Below are 14974 nucleotides of genomic sequence, written 5' to 3'. Positions count from 1 at the left end.
CTCCTCCCGGAGCTCACTCGGCCAACCGAGTCCACAGTGGACGTGCAGTTTCAATTGAAACCGCGGTCCGGGGCGCAGCCAGGTCGTCATGTCGGGATCCCCACTGCCATCAGGGCGGCGATCACCAGGATTCCGCCGAAGAGCATGGACAGGGCGTAGGACCGGACGAAACCGGTCTGCAGCCGGCGCAGGCGGCCGGAGCTGAAGCCGAGGAATCCGGCGATGCCGTTGACCGCGCCGTCGACGCCCTTGCGGTCCACGGTGACCAGTCCGCGCGCCAGGCCGAACGTCGGCCGCACCGCCAGCGCGTTGTTCAGCGCGTTGCCGCCCAGGTCCGCGCGCGCCGCGCGGACGATCGGCGAAACCCGCTCCGGGCGCTCCACCGGCACCGGCTTGCGCCCGACCACCAGCCAGGCGATCAGCGCGCCCAGTGCGGACAGCGCGACGGTCAGCACCGGGATCAGCGCGTGCGGGATCGCGGTGTGCTCGGCCTCGTGCAGCTCGCCCAGCGACGGCGCCAGGAACCCGACCAGCCGGTCGCCGCCGGCGAGGAACATGCCCGCCGCGACCGAACCGATGGCCAGCACGATCATCGGCGCGGTCATCACCGCGGGCGACTCGTGCGGGTGGAAGTCCTTGCCATTGCTCGCCTTCAGGTTCTCCCAGCGCTTCTCGCCGAAGAACGTCATCAGCACCAGGCGGGTCATGTAGAACGCGGTGATCGCCGCGCCCAGCATCGCCGCGCCGCCGAACACCCAGCCGCGCCAGCCCTCCTGGCCGAACGCCGCCTCGATGATCGCGTCCTTCGAGTAGTACCCGGACAGGAACGGGAAGCCGATCAGCGCCAGGTAGCCGAGCCCGAAGGTGGCGAAGGTGATCGGCATGAACCGGTAGAGGCCGCCGAACTTGCGCATGTCGACCTCGTCGTTCATGCCGTGCATCACCGAACCGGCGCCGAGGAACAGCCCGGCCTTGAAGAAGCCGTGGGTGAGCAGGTGCATGATGCCCAGCGCGTACCCGGCCGGCCCGAGCCCGACGGCCAGCATCATGTAGCCGATCTGGCTGACCGTGGAGTACGCCAGGACCTTCTTGATGTCGTCGTAGGCGCAGCCGATGATGCAGCCGACCAGCAGCGTCACCGCACCGACGATGGTGACGGCCAGCTGCCCGCCGGGCGAGAGCGTGAACAGCGGGTTGGACCGCGCGATCAGGTACACGCCCGCGGTGACCATCGTCGCCGCGTGGATGAGCGCGGACACCGGGGTCGGGCCCTCCATGGCGTCCGGCAACCACGCCTGCAGCGGCACCTGGCCGGACTTGCCGCAGGCGCCCAGCAGCAGCAACAGCGTGATGGCCAGCAGCACGCCCGGCGTGAGCTCACCGGCGCGGGCGAAGACCTCGGTGTACTGCGTGGTGCCGAGGTTGGCGAACAGCAGGAAGATCGCCAGCGCCAGCCCGATGTCGCCGACGCGGTTCATCACGAACGCCTTGGTCGCCGCCGCGGCCGCCGACGGCCGGCCCTGCCAGAAGCCGATCAGCAGGTACGACGCGAGACCGACGCCCTCCCAGCCGAGGTACAGGGTCACGAAGCTGTTGCCCAGCACCAGGACCAGCATCGCCGCGACGAACAGGTTGAGGTAGGCGAAGAACCGGCGGCGTTCGGTGTTGTCCCGCCCGGTGCGGCCTTCCTGGTCGTGCGACATGTAGCCGATCGAGTAGACGTGGATCAGCGAGCCGACGCCGGTGATCAGCAGCACGAACACCATCGACAGCGGGTCGATCCGGAGCCCGAAGTCGACCTGCAGCGCGTTCACCGGGATCCACGAGAACATGTGCAGTTCCCGCACCTGGCCGCTCTCCGGCATCCCGGCGATGGAGCTGAACAGCAGCAACCCGTACGCGAACGACGCGATCACGGTGGCGCAGCCGAGGATGTGGCCCCAGCCGTTCGCCCGGCGCCCGGCGACGAGCAGGATCAGCGCGCCCAGCGCCGGGAACCCGACCAGCAGCCAGGCGTTCTGCTGGATCGCGCCGGCCGCGCTGACCACGTCCGGGTTGGTCCCGGTCAGGAAGGCCCCGGAATTCATCGCCGCGGTAATCGTATTTGCCGTCACCACGCGCCCTCTCAGTACTTCAGCAGGTTTGCGTCATCGACCGAGGCCGAGCGACGCGTCCGGAAGATCGACATGATGATGGCCAGGCCGACCACCACCTCGGCCGCGGCGACGACCATCACGAAGAAGGCCATGACCTGCCCGTGCACCGAACCCTCGATGCGCGCGAAGGTCACCAGCGTCAGGTTGACCGCGTTGAGCATCAGCTCGATGCACATGAACACCACGATCGCGTTGCGCCGCACCAGCACTCCGACGGCGCCGATGGTGAACAGCAACGCCGACAGCAGCAGGTAGTAGGTGGGGGTCACTGCCGGACCTCCTCGGAGGAGACGTGCTCGGACTCGTGGCCGTTGTTGTGGTGGGCCCCGTTCCCGTTGGTCTGCGGCGGCTTCTGCTCGGGCACCGGGGGCGTCTCCTCGTGGTGCCCGCCGGTCAACGCGTGCGGGTCGGGCGCCGGCTCCTGGCCTGCGACCGCGCGCCGCTCGTCGCCGAGCCGGTCCGCGGGCAGGTTCTCCAGCAGCTCGGACAGCGACTCCGGCGCCACCGAGCCGTCGGGCAGCAGCGCCGGGACGGCGACCGAGTTGGCCGTCGCGTACACGCCGGGCCCGGGCAGCGGCGACGGGCGGGAGCCGCGGAACCGGGCTTCGGCCCGCTCCTTCTGGCTCAGCCGCGGGCCGCGGCCCTTGCCGCCGTAGGCCAGCACCATCGCGCCCACCGCAGCGGTGATCAGCAGCGCCGAGGTCAGCTCGAACGGGAACAGGTAGTCGGTGAAGATCAACCGGCCGAGGCCGCCGGCGCCGCCGCCGGTCGGCGTCCAGGGGTTCAGCGGCGCGGCGGGCGTCACCTCGGCCAGCGCCCGCGCCAGGCCGGACACCAGCAGGGCCGCCAGGCCGATGCCGCCGATCCCGGCCCACAACCGCTGCCCGCGCAGGACCTCGACCACCGAGTCGGACGAGTCGCGGCCGACCATCATCAGCACGAACAGGAACAGCATCATGATCGCGCCGGTGTAGACGATGATCTGCGTGAACCCGAGGAACGGTGCGCTCTGCGCCATGTAGAGCACGCCCAGGCACAGCATCGTCAGCACCAGCCACAGCGCGGAGTGCACCGCGTTGCGGGCGAACACCATGCCCAGCGCGCCGACCAGCGCCAGCGGTCCGAGCACCCAGAAGGCCACCGTCTCACCGGTGCCCACCACGCCGCTGGGCGCCTGGGCGAGGAACTGCACCGCTTCAATGGTCATCTCCCGGCCTCCTCGTGCCCGGACTCGACCGTCTGCTCCGCCGGGACCCCTCGCTGCTGGGCCAGTTCCGGCCCGCGCACGTAGTAGTCCTGCTCGTCGTTGCCGAGCCGCATCGGGTGCGGCGGCTGCTCCATGCCTGGCAGCAGCGGCGCCAGCATGTCCGCCTTGGTGTAGATCAGGTCCTGGCGGTTGTCGTCGGCGGTCTCGTACTCGTTGGTCATCGTCAGCGCGCGCGTCGGGCAGGCCTCGATGCACAACCCGCAGCCGATGCAGCGCAGGTAGTTGATCTGGTAGTCCTTGCCGTAGCGCTCACCGGGCGAGTACCTGGCCTCGTCGGTGTTGTCGCCGCCCTCCACGAAGATCGCGTCGGCCGGGCACGCCCACGCGCACAGCTCGCAGCCGACGCACTTCTCCAGCCCGTCCGGGTGCCGGTTGAGCTGGTGGCGGCCGTGGAACCGGGGCGCCGGGATCTTCTTGACCTCGGGGTACTCCTCGGTGACGACCTTCTTGAACATGGTCGAGAAGGTGACGCCGAAGCCCTTGATCGGATCAAACATTCCCATGAGGCGCCTCCTCGCCTTCCGGACCCGCGACCTCGCCCGCAGTGCGGTCGGCACCGCTGTGCACCGGGGTGCGGCGCGGCGGGGTCTCGGGGACTTGCAGGTCCAGCGGCGGAACGGGGTATCCGCTGCCGGCCAGCGGGATCTCGTCGGCGTCCTTGGCCGGTTTGCGGTCCGGGATCAGGAACGTCGCCGCCAGCAGGATCGCGATCACGATGCCGCCGCCGATGAGGAACTGCTGCGAGCTGACCGCTTCCTCGTTGCGCAGCGCCCGGATCACGGTGACCGCGATGATCCACAGCAGGCTGAGCGGGACCAGGAACTTCCAGCCCAGGTTCATGAACTGGTCGTAGCGCAGCCGGGGCAGCGTGCCGCGCAGCCAGATGAAGAAGAACAGGAACGCCACCGTCTTGCCGAGGAACCACAGCGCCGGCCACCAGCCGGTGTTGAGCACCCCGTCGCCGATCAGCGACAGCGGCCACGGCGCGTGCCAGCCGCCGAGGAACAGCGTGGTCGCCAGCGCCGAGACGGTGACCATGTTGATGTACTCGGCCAGGAAGAACAGCGCGAACTTCAGCGACGAGTACTCGGTGTGGAACCCGCCGACCAGCTCCGACTCCGCCTCCGGCAGGTCGAACGGGGCGCGGTTGGTCTCGCCGACCATCGACACCACGTACACGACGAAGCTGAACGGCAGCAGCAGGAAGAACCAGCCGTCCTTCTGCGCCTCGACGATGCCCGAGGTGGACAGCGTGCCCGCGTACATGATCACCGCGACGAACGACAGGCCCATCGCGATCTCGTAGGAGATCACCTGCGCCGCCGAGCGCAGCGAGCCCAGCAGCGGGTACGGCGAGCCGGAGGCCCAGCCGGCCAGCACGATGCCGTAGACGCCGATGGAGGCGCAGGCCAGCACGACCAGCAGGCCGACCGGCAGGTCCACCAGCTGCAACGCGGTGGGCTCGCCGAAGATGGTGACCTCGGGGCCGATCGGGATCACCGAGAACGACACCAGCGCGGGCGTCGCGGAGATCACCGGGGCCAGGAAGTACACCCACTTGTCGGCCAGCACCGGCCGGATGTCTTCCTTGAAGGCCAGCTTCAGGCCGTCCGCCAGCGATTGCAGGATCCCGAACGGGCCCGCCCGGTTGGGGCCGGGCCGGTGCTGCATCCGCCCGATCACCCGGCGCTCCGCCCAGATCGTCAACAGCGTCATGACGACCAGGAAGACGAAGATCACGAGGACCTTCAGCAGGATCAGCCAGAGCGGATCGTCGGCGAGCAGTTCCGCGGTTCTGGTCATGCTCTCCCCCCGTCGAGGTGGGTCGTGCCGCCGTGGCCGTTTCCGGCGGCGGGAGACATCGCCGTGGTGGCGGCGATGTCGACGACCGCGCCGTGGCCGACGCCCAGCGTCCGGTGCACCTTCGAGGCACCGGAGTCGGCGGGCAGCCACACCACGTCGTCGGGCATTTCGGCGAGCTCCGCCGCGAGCACTATCGCGCCCTTGGCGGTGCTGATCTCGATGCGCTGCCCGGCGCCGAGCCCGATCCGCTGCGCGGTGCCCGGCGAGAGCACCGCGACGGTGCGCCGCGCGGTGCCGGCCAGGTTCGGCTCGTCGGACTGCATCGATCCGTTGTCCAGCAGCTGCCGCCAGGTCGCCAGCACCGCCTGCCCCGCGCCGGGGCTCGGCGCCGCCGCGGGCGGCTCGTCCGGTGCGGGCAGCCCCGCGCCGAGGTGCGGCCCGACGCGTTCGAGCTCGGCGAGCGCGGCGGCCGGGGTCTGCGTGAACAGGTCCACGTCCATCTCCACCGCGAGGGTGTCCAGCACCCGGCAGTCCGGCAGCGCGCCGGTGCCTTCGATGGTGGTGCGGAACTCGCGGTGGCGGCCTTCCCAGTTCAGGTAGCTGCCGGCCTTCTCGGTGCTCGGCGCGATGGGCAGCACGACGTCGGCGTGCTCGGTGACCGCGCTCGGCCGCAGCTCCAGGCTGACCACGAAGCCCGCCCGGCGCAGCGCTTTCTCGGCGAGCGCCGGGTCGGGCAGGTCGTTGGGGTCGACGCCGCCGACGACCAGCCCGGACAGGTCCCCGGCGGCCGCCGCGGCGAGGATTCCGGTGACGTCGCGGCCGGCGCGGGCGGGCAGGGCGGCCGGGGCCAGGCCCCAGTGCCGCTCCAGCTCGGCGCGGGCTTCGGCGTCGGCCACCGGGCGTCCGCCCGGCAGCAGCGTCGGCAGGACACCGACTTCGATCGCGCCGCGCTCACCGGCGCGGCGGGGGATCCATGCGACGCTCACCCCGGTCCGCTGCGCGGTGCGCAGGATCTCCGAGTACAGCCCGGGTACCTCCGCGGCGCGCTCGCCGACGAGGAGTACCGCGCCGGGCTGCCGCAGCGCCTCGTCCACATCGGACGGGAGCTCGCGCAGCGCCGCGGCTTCGCCGCCGGGCACGCACGGCACCAGCGCCCCGGTGCGCACCGGCCCGCCGTCGTGCACGATGACCGTCGTCTTCTCCACGCCCGGCGAGACCCACGGCGCCACGTGGAACACCTTGGTGCCGCGCTTGCGGGCCGCCTTGCGCAGCCGCAGGAAGACGATCGGCGATTCCTCTTCCGGCTCGAACGCCACGCACAGCACCGCGGGCGCGGATTCCAGGTCCCGGTAGGTGACGCCGTTGCCCGGGCTGGTGCCGACCACAGTGGACTCCAGGAACCGCAGCTCCTCGTCGGAGTGCGGCCGGGCCCGGTAGTCGATGTCGTTGGTGCGCAACGCGATCCGCGCGAACTTCGCGTAGGCGTAGGCGTCCTCGACCGTCAGCCGCCCGCCGGGCAGCACCCCGACACCTTCGGCGTCACGCGCCTCGGCGAGCCCCTTCGCGGCCGCCTGCAGCGCCTCGGTCCAGGAAGCGGGCCGCAGCTCGCCGTTCTCCCGGATCAGCGGCCGGGTGATCCGGTCGTTGGCGGTGGCGTAGCGGAAGGCGAAGCGGCCCTTGTCGCAGATCCACTCCTCGTTGACCTCCGGGTCGTCGCCCGCCAGCCGCCGCATCACCTTGCCGCGCCGCCAGTCGTTGCGGATCTCGCAGCCGGACGCGCAGTGCTCGCACTGGCCGGGCGTCGACACCAGGTCGAACGGCCGGGACCGGAACCGGTAGGCCGCGCTGGTCAGCGCCCCGACCGGGCAGATCTGGATGGTGTTGCCGGAGAAGTAGCTCTGGAACGGCTGCTGCTCGCCGATGCCGATCTGCTGCAGCGCCCCGCGCTCCAGCAGCTCGATGAACGGATCGCCCGCCACCTGCTTGGAGAACCGGGTGCAGCGCTGGCAGAGCACGCAGCGCTCCCGGTCCAGCAGCACCTGCGAGGAGATCGGCACCGGCTTGGCGAAGGTCCGCTTGGTGTCGTGGAAGCGGGACTCCGCCCGGCCGTGCTTCAACGCCTGGTTCTGCAGCGGGCACTCGCCGCCCTTGTCGCAGATCGGGCAGTCCAGCGGGTGGTTGATCAGCAGCAGCTCCATCACGCCCTGCTGCGCCTTGTCCGCCACCGGCGAGGTCTGCTGCGTCTTGACCACCATGCCGTCGGCGACGGTCATCGTGCAGGACGCCTGCGGCTTCGGCATCGGCCGCCCGCCCATCTCGACCTCGACCAGGCACTGGCGGCAGGCCCCGGCCGGGTCGAGCAGCGGGTGGTCGCAGAACCGCGGGATGGTGATGCCCATCCGCTCCGCGGTCCGGATCAGCAGCTCGCCCTTGGGCGCCACGACCTCGATGCCATCGATGGTCAGGCGGACGTAACCCTCCGGTACCGGACGGGTTTCTGCTTCTGGTGCCACGGTCATCGGGCCGCTCCTGCCAGTGCGGGCTCGCCGGTCTTGTTCTTCTCACACAGCGCGAGGAACTCCTCGCGGAAGTACTTGATGCCGCTGACGATCGGGCTGACCGCGCCGTCGCCGAGGGCGCAGAACGAGCGGCCGAAGATGTTGTCGCACACGTCCAGGAGGGTTTCGATGTCCTCCTCGGTGCCGTGCCCGTCGACCATCCGCTCCAGCACCTGCGCCAGCCAGTAGGTGCCCTCCCGGCACGGCGTGCACTTGCCGCAGGACTCGTGCTCGTAGAACTGGGTCCACTTCATCACGGCCCACGGCACCGAAACCGTCTCGTTGAACACCATCACCGCGGTGGTCCCCAGCATCGACCCCGCCTCGGCGGCGCCCTCGAAGTCCAGCGGCACGTCCAGGTGCTCAGCGGTGAACATCGGCGTCGACGAGCCGCCCGGCGTCCAGAACTTCAGCGGGATGCCGTCCTTCATGCCGCCCGCCAGCTCCAGCAGCTCGCGGAGCGTGGTGCCCAGCGGAGCCTCGTACTGGCCAGGCCGCTCGACGTGCCCGGAGATCGAGTAGATCTTCGGGCCGGGCGACTTCTCGGTGCCCATCTTGCGGAACCACTCGGCGCCGCCGTTGACGATGAAGGGCACCGAGGCGATCGTCTCGACGTTGTTCACCGTGGTCGGGCAGGCGTAGAGCCCGGCGGCGGCCGGGAACGGCGGCTTCAGCCGCGGCTGCCCGCGCTTGCCCTCCAGCGAGTCGAGCAGCGCGGTCTCCTCGCCGCAGATGTAGGCGCCCGCGCCGGCGTGCACCACGATGTCCAGGTCGAAGCCCGAGTCCAGGATGTTCTTGCCGAGGTACCCGGCCTGGTAGGCCTCGCGGACCGCGTTGTTCAGCCGCCGGATCGGGTGCAGCGCCTCGCCGCGCACGTAGATCATGCAGTGGTTGGCGCGCATCGCGTAGCTGGCGATGATGCAGCCCTCGATCAGCGAGTGCGGGTCGGCCATCATCAGCGGGATGTCCTTGCAGGTGCCCGGCTCGCCCTCGTCGGCGTTGATGACGAGGTAGTGCGGCTTGACCGGGTCCTTGGGCATGAAGCTCCACTTGACCCCGGCCGGGAACCCGGCGCCGCCGCGGCCGCGCAGCCCGGCGCCCTTGACCACCTCGATCAGCTGGTCGGGGTGCGCCTTCAGGGCCTTGCGCAGCGCGGTGTAGCCCTCCAGCTGCTCGTAGGTGCGCAGCGTCCAGGAGGTCGGCGACAGCCACCGCTTCGTCAGTACCGGGGTCACCGGGCTGGTGCTGGGTTCGGTCATGGCCACCCTCACTTCTTCTCCGGCAGCGGCGGGAGTTCCGCGTCGTCGGGCATGCTCGGCGCGGTCCAGCCGCGCTCGTTGGCCAGCTGCGCGCCGCGCATCGTCTCGACCGCCGCCGACGGCCCGGCCACGGTGGACTCGAGGTCGTCGAAGAAGCCCGCCAGCTGGCGCTCCGCACCGCGGAAGTCGGAGAGCGCGGGACCGCGCGTCGGCGCCGGCTTCTCCCCGCGCTGCAGGGCCTTCACGAGCTCCAGCGCCTGCTCCGGCGTCTGGTTGTCGAAGTACTCGTAGTTGACCTGCAGCACCGGGCCCAGGTCGCACGCGGCGAGGCACTCGGCGTGCTCCAGGGTGATCGAGCCCTCTTCGCCCGGCGTGCCGGCGGTTTCGTCGTGCCCGACGCCGAGGTGCTCGCCGACCTTCCGGTAGATCTCGTCGCCGCCGAGCGCCGCGCACATGGTGTTGGTGCAGATGCTCACCAGGTGCTGGCCGCAGGGCTTGCGCTTGTACATGGTGTAGAACGTCGCGACGGCGCTGACCTCCGCAGTGGACAGTGCCAGCTGCTCCGCGCAGAACTGGATTCCCGCGGCGCTGACGTGCCCCTGCACCGACTGCACCAGGTGCAGCATCGGCAGCAGCGCCGACCGGGACTCCGGGTAGCGCGCGATGATCTGCTTCGCGTCGGCCCGCACGTCCTCGCCGAACACCGACGTGTCAGCGGTTTCGTGAACCGCCTCTTCCGTCGTGGTGAACTCGAACTGCTCGGTCATCGATCCACCCCGCCCATCACCGGGTCGATGGAGGCGACCGCCGCGATCACGTCGGCCACCAGTCCGCCTTCGCACATCGCGGGCATCGCCTGCAGGTTCACGAAGCTGGGTTCCCGCACGTGCACCCGCATCGGCCGGGTGCCGCCGTCGGAGACCACGTGGTAGCCGAGCTCGCCGCGCGGCGACTCGATCGGCACGTACACCTGGCCCGGCGGCACGTCGAAGCCCTCGGTCACCAGCTTGAAGTGGTGGATCAGCGACTCCATCGACTGACCCATGATCTTGCGGACGTGCTCCAGCGAGTTGCCCATGCCGTCCGGGCCGATGCTCAGCTTCGACGGCCAGGCGATCTTCGCGTCCTCCACCATGTGCGGGCCGGGCTCGAACTTGTCCACGCACTGCCGGATGATCTTCAGCGACTGGTGGATCTCCTCCAGCCGCAGCAGGTACCGGGCGTAGCAGTCGGCGTCGGTGCTGGTGGGCACCTCGAAGTCGTACTCCTCGTAGCCGCAGTACGGCTGGATCTTGCGCAGGTCCCAGGCGAGCCCGGCGGAGCGCAGCAGCGGGCCGGTGACGCCGAGCTGCAGGCAGCCGTCCAGCGGCAGGTACCCGACGTCCTTCAGGCGCTGCTTCCAGATCGGCTGGCCGGTGAACAGCTTGTCGTAGTCCGGCAGCCGCTTGTCCATCACCTGAACGAAGTTCAGGATCTTCTCCCGGTAGTCCACCGGGAGGTCCTGGGCGACGCCGCCGGGCCGGATGAACGCGTGGTTCATGCGCAGGCCGGTCAGGTACTCCAGCAGGTGCAGGACCTCTTCGCGCTCGCGGAAGCCGTAGGTCATGCCGGTGGTCGCGCCCAGCTCCATCGCGCCGGTGGCCAGGAACACCAGGTGCGAGGAGATCCGGTTGAGCTCCATCAGCAGCACCCGGAACACCTGCGCCCGCCGCGGCGCCTCGATGCCCAGCAGCTTCTCCACCGCCATGCAGTAAGCGGCCTCGTTGTGCAGCGGCGCCAGGTAGTCCATCCGCGTCACGAACGTGACGCCCTGCGTCCAGGTGCGGTACTCGGTGTTCTTCTCGATGCCGGTGTGCAGGTAGCCGATCACCGAACGGGCCTTGGTGACCGTCTCGCCCTCTAGCTCCAGCACCAGCCGCAGCACGCCGTGGGTCGACGGGTGCTGCGGGCCGAGGTTGATGACGACCCGCTCCTCGCCGGCCGTCTCGTCGATGAACTCGTCCCAGTCGCCGCCGGTGACGGTGTAGACCCGGCCCTCGGTGGTCTCCCGCGACTCCGCCTCGCCCGGGTGGGCGTGCGGGTCGCCGAGGCCGGTGTCGGCCAGTGGTTCGGTAGTCATCTCCAGCACCTCTCCGCGGTGTGCTGCGGTCCTCGGACCGCAATTTCAATGGAAATCGGAGCTTCGATTTCCATTGAAATTGCGGAAAACCCCCGCCGCCCGGCCATCACGAGTACGCCCTGCGCTGGTCCGGCGGTGGGATCTCGGCGCCTTTGTACTCCACCGGGATCCCACCGAGCGGGTAGTCCTTGCGCTGCGGGTGGCCGTCCCAGTCGTCCGGCATCAGGATCCGGGTCAGCGCCGGATGTCCGTCGTAGACGATGCCGAACATGTCCCAGGTCTCGCGCTCCTGGAAGTCGGCGGTCGGGTACACCGGCACGACGGAAGGAACGTGCGGGTCGTCGATCTCCAGCGCGACTTCCAACCTGATCCGGCGCCGGTAGGTCATCGACGTCAGGTGGTACACCGAGTGCAGCCGCTGCGGCACGTCCGGCCCGTAGTCCACACCGGACACCGAGCTGCACAGCTCGAAGCGCAGCGCCGGATCGTCCCGCAGCGTCCGACAGACCTCCAGCAGGTGGTCCCGCTGCACGTAGAAGGTGATCTCGCCGCGATCGACGGTCACCTGCTGCACGGTGTCCGCGGGCAGGCCCTGCTCGTTCAGCGCCGCGAAGAAGTTGTCGGCGAACTCGTCGAACCAGCCGCCGAACGGGCGCTCCGCGGCGGGCGGTACGTAGGCCGGCAGCCGCAGGCCGCCGTAGCCGGAGGTGTCGCCGGTGCCGCGAACCCCGAACATGCCCTGCCGGGCGCGACCGGAGACCGGCGCGGAACCCTGCCGGGCCGGCTCCATCGCCGAGGACTGGGATTCATTGTCTGCCAACCGAACTCACCTGCCCGCTTTGAGCTCGCGGGGGCGCTTCGGCGCTGCGTCCAGCGCCCCCAACGACGGATCGGAACCCAACTCCTGGCGCTGCTTGGCCTGCTGCCGCTCGGCCCGGCGCCGCTGCGCCCAGTTCTTCGGCGCGTACCGCTCGGAGGACGGGATCATCGGGGTGCGCTCGCCGCTCTCCAGCTTCAGCTGCGCCCGCTTCGCGTTGATCGGCTCGTCCATGATCTTGGCGTGCAGCTTGAGGATCGCGTCCAGCAGCATCTCCGGCCGCGGCGGGCATCCCGGCAGGTACATGTCCACCGGCACCACGTGGTCCACGCCCTGCACGACCGCGTAGTTGTTGAACATGCCGCCGCTGGAGGCGCACACGCCCATCGCCAGCACCCAGCGCGGTTCCGGCATCTGGTCGTAGATCTGCCGCAGCACCGGCGCCATCTTGTTGGTCACCCGGCCCGCGACGATCATCAGGTCGGCCTGCCGGGGGGTCGCGGAGAACCGCTCCATGCCGAAGCGCGCGATGTCGTAGCGGGAACCGCCGACGGTCATCATCTCGATCGCGCAGCAGGCCAGCCCGAACGTCGCCGGCCACATCGACGTCTTCCGCGTCCAGTTGACGAGCTTTTCCACGTTGGCCAACAGGATGCCGTTGGGCAGCTGCTCTTCGAGCCCCATCTCCGGCACTCCTTCCCGCGTCGCTGCGGCTAGTCCTTTGAGAGTCGTGCGGTCGTCTTGCTTGGCGGTGCTAGTTCCAGTCGAGGCCGCCGCGGCGCCACACGTAGACGTAGGCGAAACCGACGGTGGCGATGAAGAGCACGATCTCGACCACGCCGAACAGGCCCAGGGCGTCGGCGGAGACCGCGAACGGGTAGAGGAAGACCATCTCGATGTCGAACAGGATGAACAACATCGCGGTCAGGTAGTAGGCGACCGGCATCCGGCCGCCACCGATGACCGGCTGCGGCGACGGCTCGATGCCGCACTCGTAGGCGTCGAGCTTCGCCTTGTTGTAACGGCGGGGACCGACGAGCGGCGCGATCGCGACGGAAAACACCGCGAACGCGAGCGCCAGTGCGAACAACAACACCAGCGGGACGTAGGGATCGAGCACTCCGCTGCCCTCCTTCGGCGGCCCCCGCCGAGACGCAGAACACATCTACGGCTTCGGTGCGCACTCTATGCGGTCGACCGTATCGACTCCGTAGTGAGGCGAACCTAACTTTGAGACGTCCGGCACACTGCTCGGGACATCTGACCAGACTCGCGCGCTCAAGCGCTAGGGGTCAGCCGAGTAGTGGTGCTGATCACACGATCCATGGCGTCGCCGCCCTTCTCGTCGTACAGATTTGCCAACAGCTTCAACACGAAACGCATCAGCGTCGCCCTCGGTAGACCATGCTTGGTGGCCACCTTCATGACGGTGGGATTGCCAATCAACTTGCTGAAGATGTTGCCCATCCGGAAGTAGCCGCCGAGCGCCTGCTGCACCACCGTCGGGTACCGCCGCAGCGCCTGCTCCCGCGAGAAACCGGCCGGCCGGGCGAGGGCGTGCACCACGCATTCCGCTGCCAGCGCGGCAGATTCCATCGCATAGGCGATGCCTTCGCCGTTGAACGGGTTGACCATCCCGCCGGCGTCACCGACCAGCAGCAGCCCGTTCCGGTAGTGCGGCGTCCGGTTGAAGCCCATCGGAAGCGCCGCCCCGCCGATCCGGCCGGTGGCGTTCTCCTCCCGGAAACCCCACTCCTCCGGGGTTCCGTCCAACCAGGAACGCATCAGCTGGCGGTAGTCCGTCTTGCCGTAGGCCTTGGAGGTCGACAGGATCCCGAGTCCCACGTTGACGGTGCCGTCACCCATCCCGAAGATCCAGCCGTAGCCCGGCAGCAGCTTCGGCTCGTCCGGGTTCGAGCGGTCCCACAGTTCCAGGTGCGACTCCAGGTAGTCGTCCTTGCTGCGCGGGCTCGTGTAGTACCGGCGCACCGCGACGCCCATCGGCCGGTCGTCGCGCTTCTCGATGCCCGCCGACAGCGCCAACCGGGCCGAAACCCCGTCGCAGGCCAGTACCAACGGCGCGCGGTAGGTGACCGGGGTCCGGTCCGGGCCGGCCTTCGCCTCGACGCCGACGACCCGGCCCGTCCGCTCGTCGGTGATCGCGCCGGTCACCGTGGTCTGCTGCAGCAGCCGGGCTCCGGCGCGCTGGGCGTTGCGGGCGAGCAGGTCGTCGAAGTCGTTGCGGGGGCGGACCACGCCGTAGGGCGGGAAGGCGGCCAGGCTCGGCCAGTCCAGTTCCATCCGCACGCCGCCGCCGACGACCCGCAGACCCCGGTTGTGCAGCCAGCCCGCTTCCTCCCGGGTGTCGATGCCCAGGTCGATGAGCTGCTTGACGCCCCTCGGGGTGATGCCGTCGCCGCAGACCTTCTCCCGCGGGAACACGCTCTTCTCGAGAAGCAGGACGTCCAGGCCGGCGCGGGCCAGGTACGTCGCAGCCGTCGATCCGGCCGGTCCTGCTCCGACGACGATCACCTCGGCGTCCTCGTCCGGTCGGCGGCGGCTGGTGGCGCTGGTCATGACACTCCTTGATCCGGTGCAATGCGCGGCGCGGCCCGCTCGTCCCGGTGGACCGCCCCGGGAACCCGCTTGTGAACGAGTTCACTAACTCCCGAGTCTAAGCCGGACGAACCTCGCGATCGAGCCCTCGAACTACGCCACCCGAGTGAGCATCACCCCAGTTAGGGCGCCCGGAGTAGGCCGACCAGGTGACCTCCGCGCGCCTGCCCAGGGCGCGGCCGGCGCACCCGAGGAGCCCGCGGCGGCACTCGCGTTGCCACCTCGGGCGCGGGCGAGTGATTTTTCCCAGAACAGGCACTTTTTAACGGTTCGCGTGAACTGCACGGGAACAGAAAAGGGTCCCTTCTTTTCCGGTAAACCGGAAAAGAAGGGACCCTTCCCACATAAAGTGTCGGCGGTGTCTTACTCTCCCACACCC

The 14974-nt window shown here is 69.6% G+C and carries 13 protein-coding genes; all 13 read right to left on the bottom strand.

What is annotated here, in order from left to right; genetic code table 11:
• Positions 1-86: 86 nt before the first annotated feature.
• Positions 87-2087 (bottom strand): NADH-quinone oxidoreductase subunit L, encoded by a 2001-nt coding sequence (gene nuoL, locus ACWEV3_RS25250; RefSeq protein ID WP_452616296.1) that lies wholly within the window; start codon positions 2085-2087, stop codon positions 87-89.
• A 38-nt stretch (positions 2088-2125) separates the two neighbouring features.
• Positions 2126-2425, bottom strand: coding sequence for an NADH-quinone oxidoreductase subunit NuoK (gene nuoK / locus ACWEV3_RS25245; protein ID WP_093155324.1), 300 nt, complete (start codon positions 2423-2425; stop codon positions 2126-2128).
• Positions 2422-3363 (bottom strand): NADH-quinone oxidoreductase subunit J, encoded by a 942-nt coding sequence (locus ACWEV3_RS25240; RefSeq protein ID WP_452616295.1) that lies wholly within the window; start codon positions 3361-3363, stop codon positions 2422-2424. The genes nuoK and ACWEV3_RS25240 overlap by 4 nt, the downstream gene beginning before the upstream one ends.
• Positions 3360-3926, bottom strand: coding sequence for an NADH-quinone oxidoreductase subunit NuoI (gene nuoI, locus ACWEV3_RS25235; RefSeq protein WP_452616294.1), 567 nt, complete (start codon positions 3924-3926; stop codon positions 3360-3362). Before nuoI ends, ACWEV3_RS25240 begins: the two co-directional genes overlap by 4 nt.
• Positions 3913-5226, bottom strand: coding sequence for an NADH-quinone oxidoreductase subunit NuoH (gene nuoH, locus ACWEV3_RS25230; RefSeq protein ID WP_452616293.1), 1314 nt, complete (start codon positions 5224-5226; stop codon positions 3913-3915). The genes nuoI and nuoH overlap by 14 nt, the downstream gene beginning before the upstream one ends.
• Positions 5223-7745 carry an NADH-quinone oxidoreductase subunit G gene (locus ACWEV3_RS25225; RefSeq protein WP_452616292.1) on the bottom strand — a complete coding sequence of 841 codons (2523 nt, stop codon included), beginning with the start codon at positions 7743-7745 and terminating at the stop codon, positions 5223-5225. Before ACWEV3_RS25225 ends, nuoH begins: the two co-directional genes overlap by 4 nt.
• The gene (nuoF, locus tag ACWEV3_RS25220; protein ID WP_452616291.1) at positions 7742-9043 is read right to left on the bottom strand and encodes an NADH-quinone oxidoreductase subunit NuoF; all 1302 of its coding nucleotides are present in this window, start codon (positions 9041-9043) and stop codon (positions 7742-7744) included. The genes ACWEV3_RS25225 and nuoF overlap by 4 nt, the downstream gene beginning before the upstream one ends.
• An 8-nt stretch (positions 9044-9051) precedes the next feature.
• The gene (gene nuoE, locus ACWEV3_RS25215; RefSeq protein WP_452616290.1) at positions 9052-9810 is read right to left on the bottom strand and encodes an NADH-quinone oxidoreductase subunit NuoE; all 759 of its coding nucleotides are present in this window, start codon (positions 9808-9810) and stop codon (positions 9052-9054) included.
• Entirely contained in the window at positions 9807-11162 is a 1356-nt protein-coding gene (locus ACWEV3_RS25210) for an NADH-quinone oxidoreductase subunit D (protein WP_452616289.1), read from the bottom strand. Before ACWEV3_RS25210 ends, nuoE begins: the two co-directional genes overlap by 4 nt.
• A 106-nt stretch (positions 11163-11268) precedes the next feature.
• Positions 11269-11982: an NADH-quinone oxidoreductase subunit C gene (locus ACWEV3_RS25205; RefSeq protein ID WP_452616288.1), complete on the bottom strand. Its 714-nt coding sequence runs from the start codon at positions 11980-11982 to the stop codon at positions 11269-11271.
• A 6-nt stretch (positions 11983-11988) separates the two neighbouring features.
• Positions 11989-12663 (bottom strand): NuoB/complex I 20 kDa subunit family protein, encoded by a 675-nt coding sequence (locus ACWEV3_RS25200; RefSeq protein WP_452616287.1) that lies wholly within the window; start codon positions 12661-12663, stop codon positions 11989-11991.
• Between the two features lie 70 nt (positions 12664-12733).
• Positions 12734-13144 carry an NADH-quinone oxidoreductase subunit A gene (locus tag ACWEV3_RS25195; RefSeq protein ID WP_044577159.1) on the bottom strand — a complete coding sequence of 137 codons (411 nt, stop codon included), beginning with the start codon at positions 13142-13144 and terminating at the stop codon, positions 12734-12736.
• A gap of 113 nt (positions 13145-13257) precedes the next feature.
• Positions 13258-14556 carry a geranylgeranyl reductase family protein gene (locus tag ACWEV3_RS25190; protein ID WP_452616286.1) on the bottom strand — a complete coding sequence of 433 codons (1299 nt, stop codon included), beginning with the start codon at positions 14554-14556 and terminating at the stop codon, positions 13258-13260.
• Positions 14557-14974: the final 418 nt, after the last annotated feature.

It is taken from the genome of Saccharopolyspora sp. NPDC003752 (genome assembly GCF_053605825.1).
The sequence above is the reverse complement of the archived record's forward strand: the minus strand, read 5'-3'. Positions and strand labels throughout refer to the sequence as shown.

What these genes read in the sequence shown, in the direction of transcription:
- nuoL (WP_452616296.1), bottom strand. Translation starts at nt 2,087, where the DNA reads ATGAATTCCGGGGCCTTCCTGACCGGGACCAACCCGGACGTGGTCAGC.
- nuoF (WP_452616291.1), bottom strand. Translation starts at nt 9,043, where the DNA reads ATGACCGAACCCAGCACCAGCCCGGTGACCCCGGTACTGACGAAGCGG.
- nuoE (WP_452616290.1), bottom strand. Translation starts at nt 9,810, where the DNA reads ATGACCGAGCAGTTCGAGTTCACCACGACGGAAGAGGCGGTTCACGAA.
- nuoH (WP_452616293.1), bottom strand. Translation starts at nt 5,226, where the DNA reads ATGACCAGAACCGCGGAACTGCTCGCCGACGATCCGCTCTGGCTGATC.
- ACWEV3_RS25200 (WP_452616287.1), bottom strand. Translation starts at nt 12,663, where the DNA reads ATGGGGCTCGAAGAGCAGCTGCCCAACGGCATCCTGTTGGCCAACGTG.
- ACWEV3_RS25225 (WP_452616292.1), bottom strand. Translation starts at nt 7,745, where the DNA reads ATGACCGTGGCACCAGAAGCAGAAACCCGTCCGGTACCGGAGGGTTAC.
- ACWEV3_RS25210 (WP_452616289.1), bottom strand. Translation starts at nt 11,162, where the DNA reads ATGACTACCGAACCACTGGCCGACACCGGCCTCGGCGACCCGCACGCC.
- nuoI (WP_452616294.1), bottom strand. Translation starts at nt 3,926, where the DNA reads ATGGGAATGTTTGATCCGATCAAGGGCTTCGGCGTCACCTTCTCGACC.
- ACWEV3_RS25195 (WP_044577159.1), bottom strand. Translation starts at nt 13,144, where the DNA reads ATGTGTTCTGCGTCTCGGCGGGGGCCGCCGAAGGAGGGCAGCGGAGTG.
- ACWEV3_RS25240 (WP_452616295.1), bottom strand. Translation starts at nt 3,363, where the DNA reads ATGACCATTGAAGCGGTGCAGTTCCTCGCCCAGGCGCCCAGCGGCGTG.
- ACWEV3_RS25190 (WP_452616286.1), bottom strand. Translation starts at nt 14,556, where the DNA reads ATGACCAGCGCCACCAGCCGCCGCCGACCGGACGAGGACGCCGAGGTG.